Raw genomic sequence first — 15,747 nt, forward strand, 5'->3', positions numbered from 1 at the left:
TATGCCTCCTCTGTGAAATGCCGGGGCAGAACCTTTCGATCGAAAGGCTTTGCCCCTGCTCACCAACAAACGGGTAGGAGAGATAGAAGGTTCCGTTTCAGACCTTTTCAGGCATTGCCCAGCAATGGAAAACGGAAGATGTGGCGGCGGCTGGTACATTGGTCAGCTCCACCCGGTCGTCATTGGCGGCAGCTTCATTGGCAAGCTTACGCTTGACCTGTTCGACGTAAAAGGAATGGGGCAATTCGCGATCTCCCGTCGCGCGCATTTCCGCTGCCAGACGATCGATCAATTCGGGTGTGGGGATGGCACGCGATGGATCATTACCAATCGCGGATTTGGGCATGCTGTTCGAAGTAATCATGACGATAGCTCCTCCAGTCATCAACGGAATGGAGCCTATCACCAGAGATGTCTTTTCATAAGAGCTAATTTTCTAAAATCTGCTCCGAAAAGACTAACAAAGATCAAACTTTCCGTGATTTTTTAGCGCCCGTTGCTTCAACTCGAGAAATTGAGGCGAGGCCCGGCCGCCCAAATCTTAGGGCCAGCGCACCACGGGTGGAAGCGAAGATAGAATCGAGTCCACATTGCCGCCGGTTTTCAGACCAAAAATCGTGCCGCGGTCATAGAGCAGGTTGAACTCCACGTAGCGTCCGCGGCGGATGAGCTGTTCGTCGCGATCCTCTTCCGTCCAGGGCTGATTGAAGTTGCTGCGCACGATCTTCGGATAGACCAGATTGAAGGCACGCCCAACATCCTGCACTAAGGCGAAATTGGCGTTCCAGTCGCCCTTTTCCTCATCCGGGTGCAGCCAGTCGAAAAAGATGCCGCCGATGCCGCGCGGTTCGTTGCGGTGCTTGAGATGGAAATACTCGTCGCACCATTGCTTGTAGCGCGGATAGTCCGCCACCGCGTGACGATTGCAGGTAATTTCAAAGACGCGGTGGAAGATGAGGCTGTCATTGTCATCCTGCGTGCGGCGTCGGTCGAGAACCGGAGTCAGGTCCGCCCCACCGCCAAACCAGTGGCTGGAGGTGACGACCATGCGCGTGTTCATATGCACGGCGGGAACATTGGGGTTGACCGGGTGGGCAATCAGCGAAATGCCGGATGCCCAGAAGCGCGGGTCTTCTTCCGCGCCGGGTATCTGGCCGCGGAATTCCGGTGAAAATTCGCCGTGTACAGTGGATGTGTGGACGCCGACCTTCTCGAAGACGCGGCCTTCCATCATCGACATCTTGCCGCCACCGCCTTCGCCGCCGTCGCGCTGCCATTCTTTCTGAACGAAACGGCCGGGCTCCTGATCGGCAAGCGGGCCTTCCAACTCGTCCTCGATGGTTTCGAATGAGGCAACGATGGTGTCGCGCAGGCTCTCGAACCATGCCTTGGCCAGCGCCTTCTTGTCCTCGATGTCGTCGGGCAAGCCTTTCGGCAAATCTGGCCGTTCCATATCCGATGTCCTTCAAGTCGAATCGTTGCGTCCCGCCCGGTTTATCAGCCACGCGGCGGAGACACAAATTCGACTCGCCAAGCGTCGGGTTGCACACTATCTTTTGAAAAGAGAGGTGAATGTCATGACGAAATTTACCGGACCGCCACCCTTGGCTGGCCTCAAACGCAGGCTCGACGCACACCGGCAGGACGAAGCTGCTGGAGGGCGCAAAAACAACAAGCAGGGCATGTTCGTGCGCCAGACCTTTTGCTTGGAGCGTGGTGAAGCGCGTGCCAAAGCCAAGGAATGGTTCGACGAGTTTCCCAAGGCGGCCTACTGGACCGAAGTGGAAAGCTGGCGCCCCCTCGAAGGCGACCGCATAGAGTTCACCATGCGTCGCCTGCCGTCTGCCGACTAGCCAATCAATAGCTTTCGGACGGTCAGGGACGGCTATCGACGCTGCGCAGGCGGCTCTCGCCCAGTACGCCACCCTGATCCAGGATAGGATGCGCGACCGACACGATGTGGGCATTGATACGCTTGAGGTCGCGCAGAATGTCGAGATGCAGAGAACTGGTCTGCAAGCTCTGGGTCAGGCCATCGCGCAGGCGTTCCAGATGTCGGCCGGAGGATCGCTTTTCCAGCCGTCTTATATCGTCCTTCACTTCCATCAGGTGGCGAGCAAGATCGAAATCGCCGGTGACGAAGATGCTCTGGGCGGCGCGCAGGTTCTGGATGGTCATGTCGAACAGGGTCTTCAGTTCGTCATAGCCTTCATCCGAAAATTTGAAGCCGTTGAGGATTTTCTTACGGATTTGCTCACACAGGCCCTTTTCAACGATATCGCCGATATGTTCGAGGTTGATGGCGTAATCGATGATGGTGATGGAGCGACGTGCGTCGTTCTCGTCCAGTCCCTTGCGGCCTAGCTGCGAAAGATAAATCTTCACGTCCTGCTGCAGCGTATCGACCTTGATCTCCATGGCGGCGATTTCGGCGAGGGGCGCCAGAGCATTATGCTTGAAGGCATTTTCGGCACGGATCAGCATCCGCTCGATCGTATCGCCAACGACCAGCACCTCGCGGGTTGCGTTGGCAAGAGCCACGACCGGCGTTTCCAGCGCGCTTGCGTCCAGAAAGCGTGCCCCTTCCTCTGCCTTGGCATCGTCCGGCACGATCTTCGCCATCATATCGGAAAGGAGCCCCGAGAATGGCCAGGCGATGACGGTCAGCGCCAGATTGAAGATCAGATGCGCATCCACCGGCAGCATGTTTTGCGACAGGGGAAGGTCCTGAAGCAGTGTCGCGCCATAGCCTGCCAAGGGCAGGGCGATCAGGCAGCCGGCCGTGCGTACGACGAGGTTGCCGATGGTGATACGGCGCGCCGAGGCGGGAGAGGTCAACGTGGCTACGACGGGTGGAATGGCACCACCGAGGTTTGCGCCGAGAATGAGCACGATGATCAGACCGGTGGAGAGGATGTCGGCAGATGCCAGCGACAATATCAACACGACGACGGCAAGGCTGGAGGAGGAGACGAAGGCGAGCGCTGCCGACAGGAGAAGTGCGACCGGCCATGCGCCATCCAGTAGTCCAATAAATGCGCCGAGTGCGGGAGAATCACGCATCGGTTCGGTTGCTGCGCTCAGCAGATGAAGTGACAGCAGCATCAATCCAACGCCGACCAATGCCGTGCCGCCGCCCTGCCGTGCGCTGGACGTGCCCTTGCGCACGATCAGGCCGGTGAGGATCAGCATGGGAGACAGCCATGCGACGCCGGTCGCGAAAATCCAGGCGGTGACGGCAGTGCCGATATTCGCGCCGAGCAGGACGACCTGCGCCATGCGTGGGCGGATAAGATCACGCTCTGCGAAGGAGGCGACGGTCAATGCCGTGGCAGTCGAACTTTGCAGGGCGATGGTGGCGAGAAAGCCTGATAGCAGCGAGCGCGGCCCGCTCTTGGTGCCAGTGGCCAGCACGGTCCTTAGTTTCACGCCGAAGGCGCGGGTCACGCCATCCTTGACCTGCGCGAGACCGAACAGCAGCAGCGCCACGGCGCCCAGCAGATTGACGATAATGATGGTGGATTGCATGCTTGGTCGCCCTCCTTCCGTCAGTGTTTTTATCGTGCTCGCCTTGCCTTGCCCGAAACCGTTCTAGCTTTCGGACGACATGCTGCGTGGAAAGTTTTCGGAGGTAGGACTCTTTAGTTGGCTAATCAATATAGTCCTGAAGTACCCCGTCGTACAGGGCTGATTACGACATTTTGAAGTGAAATGGCGATGGCTGGCTTTACGCCCAGGCGGTCTGCCGCAGAGCTTCTCCAGCAATCATTGCTGCCGACATGGCGACATTGATGGAGCGCTGTCCTCCGACCATGGGAATGATCAGCCGCTCATCGGCCTTTTCATGCACGTGGTCAGGTACGCCAGCGCTTTCGCGCCCGAAAAGCAGGATGTCATCGGCACGATAGGCCACATCGACATAGGGCAGGGCGGCCTTGGTAGAGGCCAGAAGCAGCCTGCGTCCGGTGGAGGCGCGCCATTCCTCGAAGCGCTCCCAGTTGACGTGGCGGGTGAGCGAGGCTGTGGTGAGATAATCCATTCCGGCCCGTTTCAGGTTGCGGTCGGAAATGTCGAAACCCGCCGGTTCGATGATATCGACGCCGATGCCGAGGCAGGCGGCAAGCCGCAGAATGGTGCCGGTATTGCCGGGAATATCCGGTTGGTAGAGAGCGATCCTGATATCGGGCATGGCATGGTCTTTCGCGTGGCACTGCGCCGGGACTTATCACGACGGCGAATGTGGAAACAAGCAAGCTGCACAACCGGCGCTGTTGTCACGCAGACACACTCGCGTGTTACGGCCTGTTTGGCGAGGTTTGAGGTGGTTTGGTGCTGGTCAATGCATATTTTTTGAGCTACAAGGGCGCATCTTTCAACACCAGCCACGGAGGTTCAGATGAATAAGCTCGTTCTATATCGCCTCCCGGCCATTGTAATGCCTTTACAGGCCTAGGTGTTTCTCGCGGTTCGTCCGCACTTTCCTTGTTTAGATTCGTCATGTGGCTGTTGCGGCCATATTCCATTTTCTTCCCGTGCTGGCTTTGGGAGCTTTTTTTGCCCCACGCCATTTTTCACGGGATATGTCTGTCCGGAGCTAGGCCATGTTCGGCTGGTTTGAAAAACGTCTCGATCCATTTCCCGCATCCACGCCCGTCGTGCCGCCAGCCAAGCTGTTGCCGTTCATGTGGCATTATATCAGGCCTGCGGCGCCATGGTTGCTGCTGCTGGGCCTGATGTCCATGGGCATCGCGGTCGCAGAAGTGATGCTCTATCAGTTCCTTGGCAATATCGTGGACTGGCTGTCGTCTGCCAATCGGGAAACCTTCCTGCAGGACGAGGGCTGGCGTCTTGTCGTCATGGCCTCCATCGTGCTGGTTGCCCTGCCATTGATGGGCTCCATCCACACCATGACCATGCACCAGACGCTGGCTGGAAACTTTGGCATGATTGCCCGCTGGCACATGCACCGCTTCCTGCTGCGCCATTCCATGACGTTTTTCGCCAACGAATTCGCAGGCCGCGTCTCCACCAAGGTCATGCAGACGGCGCTTTCCATTCGCGAAGTGGCGCTGAAGGTCATCGACGTCTTCGTCTATGCCATCAGCTTTGTCGGCTCCATGCTGTTCATGGTGGCTGCGGCGGACTGGCGGCTAGCTCTGCCGCTTGTTTTCTGGCTTTGCACCTATATCGCGATCCTGACCTATTTCGTGCCCAAGCTTGGTCGTCTTGCCAGCGAGCAGGCGGATGCACGCTCGCTGATGACGGGCCGTATCGTTGATAGTTACACCAACATCGCAACCATCAAGCTGTTTTCCCATGCGGGTCGCGAGGAAGTCTATGCGCGCGAAGGCATGAATGTGTTTCTGAACACCGTTCACCGTCAGATGCGCCGTATCTCGGCCTTCAACATCGCCATCGATATCAACAATGCGCTGGTGATGTTCTCCACCACGTCGCTCGGTCTTTATTTCTGGATGATGGGCTCGGTCTCGGTTGGTTCCGTGGCGGTTGCCATCGGCCTGTCCATGCGCGTCAACGGCATGTCGCAGTGGATCATGTGGGAAGTCACGTCGTTGTTTGAAAACATCGGCACGGTCTATGACGGCATGAACATGATGTCCAAACCACACGACATCGTGGATGCCGCCAATGCACCCGCACTTTCCGCGCACAAAGGCGAAATCCGTTTCGACGACATTCGCTTCCACTATGGCAAGAACAAGGGTGTCATCGAAGGCCTGTCGCTGGATATCAAGCCGGGCGAAAAGGTGGGTCTCGTCGGTCGCTCAGGCGCTGGCAAGACGACGCTGATGAACCTCTTGCTGCGGTTTTACGATCTGGAATCCGGCAAGATTCTCATCGACGGGCAGGACATTTCCAACGTCTCGCAGGATAGCTTGCGCTCGCTGATCGGCGTCGTCACGCAGGACACATCACTGTTGCACCGTACCATTCGCGAAAACATCGCCTATGGCCATCCCGGCGCATCCGACGAGGAGATCATTGCGGCGGCAAAACGTGCCAATGCCTGGGACTTCATCGAAACGCTTGTGGACATGCACGGCCGCCAGGGCCTAGATGCGCAGGTGGGTGAACGTGGCGTCAAGCTCTCCGGCGGCCAGCGCCAGCGTATTGCGATTGCCCGCGTGTTCCTGAAGGACGCCCCCATCCTCATTCTGGACGAGGCGACCTCGGCGCTCGACTCCGAAGTGGAAGCGGCCATTCAGGAAAACCTGTTTGCGCTGATGGAAGGCAAAACCGTCATCGCGATCGCCCACCGTCTCTCGACACTCACGGAGATGGACCGCCTCATCATTCTCGACATGGGCAAGATCGTCGAGGCAGGCACGCATCAGGAGTTGGTGGAGCAGGGCGGTATCTACGCCGATCTGTGGCTGCGTCAGTCCGGTGGGTTCATTGCGGATGAGGAGCAGGGTATGAAGGCGGCGGGGGAATAGGTTTCTGCTTTACCCACTCCGTCACCCCGGCCTTGAGCCGGGGTCCAGTTCGATCAAGTCCTTGATCGAAAAAAGACTCTTTTGCACCGCAGACGCGGCGCTGCTGGACCCCGGCTCAAGGCCGGGGTGACGGAGCGTGTGAAGCCGTAGCGGATAGAGCGTTCTTCCACTCCACCTCATTACCAAAATATAATCTCACTCCCGCTTTGCCCATGCTCCGATTCCGCCTATACCAAAACCATGGTCATCACCCGTATTTTTCGCTTTTTCGAGAACTGGATCAAGCCCTTCGCCCGCAAGGACGATCTGCGTCCGCCGGAAGATACGTTTGCTTTCATCTGGTTCTATCTCAGGCAGGCCAAGACGCCCTTTTTCGCTATGCTGGTTCTTGGCGGACTGACGGCGGCGATTGAGGCAGCGCTGTTCTGGTTTGTCGGGCGGTTGGTGGATATTCTGTCCACCGTCACACCGGGCGCGGGCTGGGCGGGGCTGATTGCCGGGCACGGTTATGAGCTGATCGGCATGCTCTTCCTCATCGCCGTTGTGCGCTTCGTCGTGACCATGGTCACGGCACTGGTGGACCAGCAGATCATCACGCCCGGCTTTTACAATCTCGTGCGCTGGCAATCATACATGCATGTAGCGCGGCAATCGCTGAGCTTTTTCCAGAACGACTTTTCCGGTCGCATCGTCACCAAGGTCTGGTCCGGCGGGCAGGCTGCGGGCGATCTGGTAACCTCACTGATGGAAAGCGTCTGGTTCGTCGGGATCTATTCCGTCTCGATGCTGCTTCTGATCGGTGGGCTGGACTGGCGTTTGGCTATGGTGGTGCTGATCTGGGTCGGCATATTTTCGATGCTGGCGCGTTATTTCGTGCCGCGCATCCGCAAACATTCGCGCGAAACGGCAGAGGCTGCATCGATGCTGTCGGGCCGCATGGTGGATGCCTACAGCAACATTCAGACGCTGAGACTGTTCGGGCGCGACGATGCCAATGACCGTTACATGCGCCAAGGCTTCGATATTTTCCAGAACACAACCATGATGTTCACGCGCTTCATTACCGGCGTGCGCGCGTCCATGGCGCTGCTGTCCGGCATCATGATCACCTCAATGGCGGCGCTCTGCATCGATCTCTGGTTATCGGGCAAGATCAGCTCCGGCGCGGTGGCCTTTACGTTGGCGTTGGTCCTGCGGCTGAACTTTCTGCTGGGCCGCCTGATGACGCAGTTCAACGGTATCATGCGCAATTTCGGTACGGTGCAGAACGCAGCCGAATTGATTTCGCAACCCGTTGGCCTTGTCGATGTTCCGAACGCGCCGGATCTGGTCGTGGCCAAACCAAGCATTCGCTACGAGAATGTCAGCTTCCATTACGGGCGCAGCAAGGGTGTCATTGACAATCTCAGCCTTGAAATCGCGCAGGGTGAAAAGGTCGGCATCGTGGGGCGGTCGGGGGCGGGCAAGTCTACATTGGTCAACCTGCTGCTGCGTTTTTACGATGTCGAAAAAGGCCGCATCCTCATCGACGGACAGGATATCGCCAAGGTCAGTCAGGAAACCTTGCGCGCCCATATCGGCATGGTGACGCAGGATACCTCGCTGCTGCACCGTTCCATTCGCGATAACATCATGTTCGGTCGGCTGGATGCCAGCGAAGAGCAGCTACTTGCCGCTATACGCCGCGCCAAGGCTGATGATTTCATCGAGCGTCTCGAAGACCAGCGTGGACGTAAAGGGCTGGAAGCCCATGTGGGCGAGCGTGGCGTCAAACTTTCCGGCGGTCAGCGCCAGCGCATCGCCATCGCCCGCGTCATGCTGAAAGATGCGCCGATACTGGTGCTGGATGAAGCGACCTCGGCTCTCGATTCCGAAGTCGAAGCGGCCATCCAGAGCAATCTCGATGAGTTGATGCACGGCAAGACCGTTCTGGCCATCGCGCATCGGCTGTCCACCATTGCCGCTCTAGATCGGCTGATCATCATGGATGCGGGGCGCATCGTGGAGCAGGGCACCCACATGCAGTTGGTGAACAGTGGCGGGCTTTATTCCGAACTCTGGGCGCGGCAATCGGGCGGTTTTCTCGATGCCGACGAGACGGTTGCTTCGATTTAAAGGCGCAGCGATCGCGAAATCCGCCACCAGCCCGTAATGGTTGGAGCCGTGATTGTCCGGCAGGCGCTCCAGCTTCATCAGGGTTGCCGGTTTACGGGCAAAGATGTGGTCGATGGCGATGCCGAACGGCCCGGCGTCTATGGGCCATGTCGCCGGTTCCCACTGCGCTTTCTTCAGGTCGGTTGCCAGAAGAAAATCGCGCATATCGGGGGCGATGCTGGCGGAATTGAAGTCACCGCCGAGAATGAGCGGGCCTTGGACGGACGAGATCGTCGATTGGATGCGGCTCAGCTCGTTGCGGTGATACTCATCGAAATAGGGTTTCGCGAGATGGGCAGCGGCAAGCGTGAGCGGCACCCCGTCGAAGTCGATCATAGCCATGCCAAAGCGTTCGCGGCTGACATAGCTCAAGGTTCCGATTCGCGCGTTCTCGAGCGGTCGTTTCGACAGCATCAGAAGGTCGCAGGATTGCGTGCCTTCGCCGCAGCCGATCCGGTACGGATAGGTTTTGCTGAGACGGGGCAATACGCTCGTCAATGCTGCTGCTTCCATCACGTAAGCAACGTCGGCATTCAATGCGATGATTGTATCGGCAATTGATTCGGCGTTGCGGCTATTTTCCATCAGCACGTTGAAGGACAGGAGCCGGAAGGCTTTCGCACTTTGTGGTGCGTAGGCCGAGGTGACGAATTCCTGATGCATGAAAAGCGCGTGCGCGCTCAGGGCAAAAGCCCATGCCAGCAGCACGATGAAGATGCGCGAGCGTAGAGGGATGAGGCACAACAGAGAAGCAATCGCGGCCAGAACCGCAATATGAAGCTGGAAACTGTTGACGAAGGCCAACAGCCAGAAATCAGCGAAATATCGGATACTTATCACAGTCAGTGCGAGCGAGAGCGCAGAGGCGGCAACACAGGTGAGCCTAGCTTTCAAATCAAAACCTCGTTTAGCGGCGCTCCCTGATTCTGATTATCACGCGGCATTTGCCCGCACAATGTTGCAGGATGGACAGCACTATCGGAAAAGGCGGAGAAAAATGAACCGGGAAGGCAGAATTACGGCAGCTTTGTGTGCTTTCCTCTTGCCAAGGTCCGCCATATTTTGCGATCAAGCAGAATAGGCGCGATTTATCGTCGCGCACTGACCCGGGACACGGGGGATCGAGTTTGTCCTGGATCAAAACAGAGCTGGAGGACTCATGCGACTTTCAACGAAATCAGCGCAGAGGATGGTGTAGCGGTGAGTGAGCACGTAAATGATCATGACGCTGCGGGTGAGCCCACCCGTCGCGATTTTCTCTATCTAGTGACCGGTATGGCGGGCGCCGTTGGTGCCGGTGCGGCTGTTTGGCCGTTCATCGACCAGATGCGTCCAGATGCGTCCACCCTGGCGCTCGCATCCATCGAGGTCAACGTGGCAAGCGTCGAGCCGGGCATGTCTCTGACGGTCAAATGGCGCGGCAAGCCGATCTTCATCCGCAACCGCACGCCAAAAGAACTTGAGGAAGCCAACGCTGTTCCGCTGGCCGATCTGAAGGACCCTGTTGCGCGCAACGCCAATCTGGATGCCGCAGCGCAGGCCACCGACATCGATCGTTCTGCCGGTCAAGGTAAGGAAAACTGGATCGTGATGATCGGGTCCTGTACCCACCTTGGCTGTGTTCCGCTGGGTCAGGCCGGCGATTTCGGCGGGTGGTTCTGTCCCTGCCATGGCTCGCACTACGATACGGCGGGCCGCATTCGCAAAGGTCCGGCGCCGGAAAACCTGCATATTCCGACCTTCGCATTCACATCCGATACCGTGATCAAGATCGGATAAGGGGACATTTGAAATGAGTGGTCATTCCAGTTACCAGCCCTCGACCGGTATCGAAAGATGGGTCGATTCCCGCCTGCCATTGCCACGTATGGTCTATGACAGTTTCATAGCCTATCCGGTGCCGCGCAATCTGAACTACGCCTACACCTTCGGCGCAATGCTCGCCGTCATGCTGGTGGTACAGATTCTCACCGGCGTCGTTCTTGCCATGCATTATGCTGCCGAAACGTCGGTTGCGTTCATCTCGGTCGAGAAGATCATGCGTGACGTCAACCACGGTTGGCTGCTGCGCTACATGCACGCCAATGGCGCGTCGTTCTTCTTCATCGCCGTTTATCTGCACATTGCACGCGGTCTCTATTACGGGTCGTACAAGGCGCCCCGTGAAATCCTCTGGATTCTCGGCTGTGTCATCTTCCTTCTGATGATGGCGACCGGCTTCATGGGTTATGTTCTGCCCTGGGGTCAGATGTCGTTCTGGGGTGCAACGGTTATCACCGGCTTCTTTACCGCCTTTCCGGGCATTGGCGAGTGGATCCAGCAGTTCCTGCTCGGTGGCTTTGCGGTCGATCAACCGACGCTCAACCGCTTCTTTGCGCTGCACTACCTGCTACCGTTCATGATCGTGGGTGTCGTTATCCTCCACATCTGGGCTCTGCATGTCACCGGCCAGACCAACCCGACAGGCGTCGAAGTCAAGACCAAGACGGACACGGTTCCGTTTACGCCTTACGCAACGTTGAAGGATGCCCTCGGCATTTCCGTCTTCCTGCTCGTCTACGCATATTTTGTCTTCTACATGCCCAACTTCCTCGGTCACCCCGACAACTACATCATGGCTGACCCGCTGAAGACGCCGGCCCATATCGTGCCCGAATGGTACTTCCTGCCATTCTACGCCATGCTGCGTGCCATCACCTTCAATGTCGGCCCGATCGATTCAAAGCTCGGCGGCGTTCTGGTGATGTTCGGTGCGATCGTCGTCCTGTTCTTCCTGCCATGGCTGGATACGTCCAAGGTTCGCTCAGCCGTTTACCGTCCCTGGTACAAGATGTTCTTCTGGGTCTTCGTGGTGAACTCCATCATGCTCGGCTGGCTCGGTTCGCGCCCTGCGGAAGGTCTGTATGTGACGATGTCGCAGATCGGAACGGTTTATTACTTCGGCTTCTTCCTCATCATCATGCCGCTTCTCGGCCTGTTTGAGACGCCAAGACGTATTCCGAATTCGATCACCGAGGCTGTTCTTGAAAAGAATGGCAAGTCTGCCGCCGCTCCTGCGGCTGCCGTCAAGATATGAGCGCGAGAGGGACGATTACAATGAGAAAGCTTGTAACGAGCATCGCGCTTATTGCCGCCATGGGTGGTTTTTCCTCTGCGGTTTCGGCCGCAGAAGAAGGCCACGATCTCAAGGCGCAGACTGAACATGCGATTGCAGGCGGGCATTTCCCGATCCTGAAGCCGCATGAGGAAAAATGGTCTTTCGCCGGACCGTTCGGCAAGTATAACAAGGGCCAGCTTCAGCGCGGCCTCAAGGTCTACAAGGAAGTCTGTTCCGCCTGTCATTCCATGAGCCTCGTTTCCTTCCGCACGCTGGAAGGTCTCGGCTATTCGGAAGATCAGGTCAAAGCCTTCGCTGCCGAATATGAAGTGCAGGACGGCCCGAATGCGGATGGCGAAATGTTCACCCGCAAGGCTGTTCCTTCCGACCACTTCCCGTCGCCTTATCCGAACAAGGAAGCCGCTGCGGCCTCCAACGGCGGCGCTGCGCCACCGGATATGTCGTTGCTGGCCAAGGCTCGCGGTGTGGAGCGTGGTTTCCCGCAGTTCCTCATCGATATGATCCCGATTGTCGGCGGTTATCAGGAAGGTGGCCCAGATTATATCCACGCCCTTCTGACCGGTTATCAGGATGCACCAGCCGGTATCGAAGTCGCCGAAGGAACGCATTACAATCCGTATTTCGGCAGTGCGATTGCGTTGAAGATGGCACCACCGATCAGCAATGATCAGGTGACCTACGATGACGGTACACCGCAGACGCTTGATCAATATTCGCAGGATGTCTCGGCGTTCCTGATGTGGGCTGCAGAGCCGCATCTGGAAGAGCGTAAGCGCACCGGTTTCATGGTCATTATCTTCCTGATGATCTTTACGACACTGGTTTATCTGACGAAGAAGTCGGTTTACGCCCGCAAGGAACACTGACCGGCGCTTGCACGAGTGAAGATCGAGCCCTCGCAACTGGTTTGCGAGGGCTTTTTTGTTGGGAGGTTTCCCTATGAAGACCGGGTGGATGCCTGAGCGGTTCGGTCCGCTTCGAGGCTCAAGGTCGGCCCGATAGGCCGCATAGCTGTTCCTGCGGGATGTGCCGCCGCCATTTGGGCGCGACAAGCCTTGTGTGGGCGAAATTTCCAAAGGATGCGGTGTGCTGGACGGGAGAGCTTGGCGAAACTGCCGGGGATGGAGTGATCTCAGCGGCGACGCAAATCCATTTTCTGTTGGTATGCCGTGGCTGAATTGATAAGGTCCGACGACATCAACGCATTCATGCCATCGGAAATATCATGACCGTTATCGCCTCGGAGCTCGCTGCCGCCATCCGCTCCATTCCCGATTATCCCAAGCCTGGGATTGTTTTCCGGGATATTACGACACTTCTCGGCAATCCACGCGCCTTCCGGCGTGCCGTCGACGAATTGGTACAACCCTATGCCGGCACCAAGATTGACAAGATCGCCGGTATGGAAGCGCGCGGCTTCATTCTCGGCGGGGCCGTAGCGCACCAGCTGTCTGCCGGCTTCGTTCCCATCCGCAAGAAGGGCAAGCTTCCACACACCACCGTACGCATCGCCTACAGCCTCGAATATGGCGTCGACGAAATGGAAATGCATGTGGATGCCGTCCAGCCCGGCGAAAAAGTCATCCTCGTCGATGACCTGATCGCAACTGGCGGAACCGCAGAAGGCGCAGTGAAACTCCTGCGCCAGATGGGAGCGGATATCGTCTCCGCCTGCTTCGTGATCGACCTGCCGGAACTGGGTGGTCGCAAGAAGCTTGAGGATCTCGGCGTGGAAGTCCGCACCCTCGTTGAATTCTCCGGTCACTGAATGCCGCGATGCCGCCGATGAGTCTTTTCAAGGCAGGTCGGCGGCTCTATTCGAATTCGAGAACGCTGCTTTCGAAGGTGACGACCATATCACCGTTCTGATTGATCCCCTCATTGAGGGTCGTGTTCATGAATGTGCCGGGCCGGGATGCGAGCGGGCGTGATGCGGTGAGCGTCGCAAAATAGGTCACGTCATCACCAGCATAGACGGGGCGCAGCCATTTCAGGTTCCGGAAACCGGGGGAGGGGCCAAGTTTTGGCGGCTCGATGCCCTGTGTGCTCAGACGCTTCACTTCTTTCGACCAGTAATTCAGAAAGCACTTCATCCACGAGGCGCTGGTCTGCCAGCCAGACGCACAAAGCCCGTCAAAGACGGAATTTTTCGCCGCGTCGGGATCGAGATGAAATGGCTGTGGATCGAACTTCTCGGCATAGCGAATGATCGATTCGGCTGAAAAATGGACCGTTCCGAGTTCCAGCCTCTCATCTACGGGGTAAAGATCGATGAACTTCATGGTGCGATTGCCTCCGCCGCTGCGGTGGCCAGCATGGCGTTGAGTTCAACGACACAGACCGTTTCGCCGCGCTGGTTCTGCAATTCGTGACGAAGCTTGACAACACCCATTTCGGGGCGTGATCTCGAAACGCGCTGCTCCATGACCGTCGACGTGCCGCTCAGCGTGTCGCCCGCCAGAACGGGTCGCTTCCATTCCACATAATCGATGCCGAGACCGGCCTGAGATGGCGAGTGACTGATGTAGCTGTCCACTGTCATCCGCATCAGCATGCCGCATGTGTGCCAGCCGGATGCGGCCAGACCACCCAGAATGCTTGCCTTGCCCGCCTCTTCGGAGAGGTGCATCGGTTGCGGGTCGAACTCCTCTGCGAATTCGATGATTTCCTGCGCGGTCACGGTTTTTGGGCCGAGCGGAAAGCGCCGGCCGGGCGTGAAATCCTCAAAAGCATATTTCACCGGCGAACTCCTCCTTCGTCGACATGCATATCCTCAACCTAACGTAATTCTACCTTTTACGTAAAGGTCAATTTTTCGACTGGTGCCTGAATTGTCGTGTTCTCAAACAAAAGGCCCGCTGCTGGAGCGGGCCTCTGGTATCTCCGGTGCCGGTATCAGGTGTTGAAACGGAAGTGAATGACGTCGCCGTCATTGACGACATATTCCTTGCCTTCGTCACGTCCCTTGCCTGCTTCCTTGGCACCGACTTCACCCTTGAAGGCGACGTAGTCGTCGAATGCAATGGTAAAGGCGCGGATGAAGCCGCGTTCGAAATCGGTGTGGATCACGCCGGCGGCGCCCGGAGCCTTGGTGCCGCGCACGATGGTCCATGCGCGCGTTTCCTTGGGACCAACAGTGAAGTAGGTGATGAGGTCGAGCAGGTGGTAACCGGCGCGGATCAGGCGGTCGAGCCCCGCTTCTTCCAGGCCGAGCGCGGACAGAAATTCCTTGGATTCTTCCTCAGGCAACTGCGCGACTTCGGATTCGATGGCGGCGGAAATGATGACGCATTCCGCGCCCTGCGCCTTTGCCATTTCCGCTACGGCCTTGGTGTGCTCGTTGCCGTCGACGGCGTCTGCTTCCGCCACGTTGCAAACGTAGAGAACCGGGTGCGAGGTCAGAAGATTCAGGCCCTTCAGCACTTCGATTTCGTCGGCTGCCAGTGTCTTCAACAGCAGGCGGGCAGGCTTGCCGTCGTTCAGAAGCTTGATCACGGCTTCCATGACGGGAAGCTGCGCCAGCGAATCCTTGTCCTTGGAAGAGGCGCGCTTGCGTGTCTGCTCGACGCGGCGCTCGAGGCTTTCGAGGTCGGCCAGCATCAATTCCGTTTCAATCGTATCGGCATCGCCGACCGGGTTGATGCGGCCTTCGACGTGGGTGATGTCATCGTCTTCGAAGCAGCGCAGCACGTGGACGACAGCGTCCACTTCGCGGATGTTGGCCAGGAACTTGTTGCCCAGACCTTCACCCTTGGAGGCGCCCCGCACCAGACCGGCAATATCCACGAAGGAAATGCGGGTGGGGATGATTTCCTTGGAGCCGGCAATATCGGCCAACACCTTCATGCGCGGGTCCGGCACGGCCACTTCGCCCGTATTCGGCTCGATGGTGCAGAACGGGTAGTTCGCCGCCTGTGCCGCTGCCGTTTTCGTCAGCGCGTTGAAAAGGGTGGACTTGCCGACATTGGGCAGACCGACGATACCGCATTTAAAGCCCATGGCTTGAACCTGTCTCTA

Annotated in this window: 14 protein-coding genes and 1 pseudogene; 7 read left to right on the top strand and 8 right to left on the bottom strand. The window is 57.7% G+C overall.

Going from position 1 to position 15,747, the window contains the following annotated elements:
• Positions 1-97: 97 nt before the first annotated feature.
• Positions 98-364, bottom strand: coding sequence for a hypothetical protein (locus ASF29_RS04080; RefSeq protein ID WP_062448853.1), 267 nt, complete (start codon positions 362-364; stop codon positions 98-100).
• Positions 365-541: 177 nt separating this feature from the next.
• Positions 542-1,453 carry an oxygen-dependent coproporphyrinogen oxidase gene (gene hemF / locus ASF29_RS04085; RefSeq protein WP_062448855.1) on the bottom strand — a complete coding sequence of 304 codons (912 nt, stop codon included), beginning with the start codon at positions 1,451-1,453 and terminating at the stop codon, positions 542-544.
• 124 nt (positions 1,454-1,577) lie between these two features.
• On the opposite strand from hemF, the gene ASF29_RS04090 reads away from it, so the two are divergent.
• Positions 1,578-1,853, top strand: a complete 276-nt coding sequence (locus ASF29_RS04090) for a hypothetical protein (protein ID WP_062449029.1) — start codon at positions 1,578-1,580, stop codon at positions 1,851-1,853.
• A 22-nt stretch (positions 1,854-1,875) separates the two neighbouring features.
• Here the strand turns inward: ASF29_RS04090 and ASF29_RS04095 are convergent, their stop codons facing one another.
• Both ASF29_RS04095 and ASF29_RS04100 read right to left on the bottom strand, forming a co-directional pair.
• Positions 1,876-3,528 (bottom strand): Na/Pi cotransporter family protein, encoded by a 1,653-nt coding sequence (locus tag ASF29_RS04095; RefSeq protein ID WP_062448857.1) that lies wholly within the window; start codon positions 3,526-3,528, stop codon positions 1,876-1,878.
• Positions 3,529-3,727: 199 nt separating this feature from the next.
• A complete protein-coding gene (locus ASF29_RS04100; RefSeq protein ID WP_062448859.1) occupies positions 3,728-4,189 on the bottom strand; it encodes a tRNA (cytidine(34)-2'-O)-methyltransferase in 462 nt (153 codons plus the stop codon).
• A gap of 412 nt (positions 4,190-4,601) precedes the next feature.
• Between ASF29_RS04100 and ASF29_RS04105 the strand changes: the two genes are divergently transcribed.
• Positions 4,602-6,458, top strand: coding sequence for an ABC transporter ATP-binding protein (locus ASF29_RS04105; RefSeq protein ID WP_062448860.1), 1,857 nt, complete (start codon positions 4,602-4,604; stop codon positions 6,456-6,458).
• Between the two features lie 240 nt (positions 6,459-6,698).
• On the top strand, positions 6,699-8,573 hold the full coding sequence (locus ASF29_RS04110; protein WP_062448863.1) for an ABC transporter ATP-binding protein: 1,875 nt from the start codon (positions 6,699-6,701) through the stop codon (positions 8,571-8,573).
• 48 nt (positions 8,574-8,621) lie between these two features.
• Here the strand turns inward: ASF29_RS04110 and ASF29_RS24835 are convergent.
• A pseudogene (locus ASF29_RS24835) lies at positions 8,622-9,275 on the bottom strand (endonuclease/exonuclease/phosphatase family protein); the annotation flags it as partial.
• A gap of 537 nt (positions 9,276-9,812) precedes the next feature.
• Between ASF29_RS24835 and petA the strand changes: the two are divergent.
• The 4 genes from petA (at position 9,813) to ASF29_RS04135 (ending at position 13,498) form a co-directional block, all read left to right on the top strand.
• Complete coding sequence (petA, locus tag ASF29_RS04120; RefSeq protein ID WP_062448867.1) at positions 9,813-10,391, top strand: ubiquinol-cytochrome c reductase iron-sulfur subunit; 579 nt, start codon at positions 9,813-9,815, stop codon at positions 10,389-10,391.
• Between the two features lie 13 nt (positions 10,392-10,404).
• Positions 10,405-11,688, top strand: coding sequence for a cytochrome b N-terminal domain-containing protein (locus ASF29_RS04125; protein WP_062448869.1), 1,284 nt, complete (start codon positions 10,405-10,407; stop codon positions 11,686-11,688).
• A 20-nt stretch (positions 11,689-11,708) separates the two neighbouring features.
• A complete protein-coding gene (locus ASF29_RS04130; RefSeq protein WP_062448870.1) occupies positions 11,709-12,596 on the top strand; it encodes a cytochrome c1 in 888 nt (295 codons plus the stop codon).
• Between the two features lie 359 nt (positions 12,597-12,955).
• Positions 12,956-13,498, top strand: a complete 543-nt coding sequence (locus ASF29_RS04135) for an adenine phosphoribosyltransferase (protein WP_062448872.1) — start codon at positions 12,956-12,958, stop codon at positions 13,496-13,498.
• A gap of 46 nt (positions 13,499-13,544) precedes the next feature.
• Here the strand turns inward: ASF29_RS04135 and ASF29_RS04140 are convergent, their stop codons facing one another.
• From ASF29_RS04140 to ychF, 3 genes are all read right to left on the bottom strand, one after another.
• Positions 13,545-14,012 carry a MaoC family dehydratase gene (locus tag ASF29_RS04140; protein WP_062448874.1) on the bottom strand — a complete coding sequence of 156 codons (468 nt, stop codon included), beginning with the start codon at positions 14,010-14,012 and terminating at the stop codon, positions 13,545-13,547.
• The gene (locus ASF29_RS04145; RefSeq protein ID WP_062448876.1) at positions 14,009-14,470 is read right to left on the bottom strand and encodes a MaoC family dehydratase; all 462 of its coding nucleotides are present in this window, start codon (positions 14,468-14,470) and stop codon (positions 14,009-14,011) included. Before ASF29_RS04145 ends, ASF29_RS04140 begins: the two co-directional genes overlap by 4 nt.
• Positions 14,471-14,625: 155 nt before the next feature.
• Positions 14,626-15,729, bottom strand: coding sequence for a redox-regulated ATPase YchF (ychF, locus tag ASF29_RS04150; RefSeq protein WP_062448877.1), 1,104 nt, complete (start codon positions 15,727-15,729; stop codon positions 14,626-14,628).
• Positions 15,730-15,747: the final 18 nt, after the last annotated feature.

This window comes from Rhizobium sp. Leaf262 (assembly GCF_001422245.1).
Classification (GTDB): domain Bacteria; phylum Pseudomonadota; class Alphaproteobacteria; order Rhizobiales; family Rhizobiaceae; genus Agrobacterium.